This is a genomic window from Flavobacterium sp. ACN6 (assembly GCF_002304005.1).
Classification (GTDB): Bacteria; Bacteroidota; Bacteroidia; order Flavobacteriales; family Flavobacteriaceae; genus Flavobacterium.
Genome location: NZ_MRCQ01000044.1, coordinates 1 through 547 on the forward strand (window position 1 = coordinate 1; position 547 = coordinate 547).

The window sequence follows — 547 nt, forward strand, 5'->3', positions numbered from 1 at the left end:
TAGATGGAAAATGGAATTTAATTGGAAACCCTTATCCGTCTGCGATAAGTGCACAGCAGTTAATGACTGATAATCCAGCTTTAGGTACTTTGTATTTCTGGGGACATGAATCGCTTCCAATCCTAAACCCTGTTGATGGTAAATTTTATTATAATAGTGACTTTACCGCCTTCAATGCTTCAGGATCTACTGTTGGAGGAAGTGGAACTCCTTTTAATGGATACATTGCTGCGGCCCAAGGTTTTTTTGCAAGACCAGCTACAGAAACATTAACCTTTAACAATAGTATGCGCCGAGCAGGCAATAACAGCAAGTTTTACAAAACAGCAGCATCTGAGGATATTGAGAAAAATCGTGTCTGGCTGAATTTTACAAATTCTGACGGCGTTTTCAAACAAATTTTGTTAGGCTACATCGAAGGTGCAACAAATATTATTGACCTTAATTATGATGCTGTTTCAATGGGCGCTAATAATTTTGTCGATTTTTACAGTATTAACAGCAATAAAAAACTAACCATACAAGGACGTGCATTACCGTTTGAAAA

At 37.3% G+C, this 547-nt stretch carries 1 pseudogene; it reads left to right on the forward strand.

The features are described from left to right. A pseudogene (locus BSF42_RS22605) lies at window positions 1-547 on the forward strand (hypothetical protein); the annotation flags it as partial.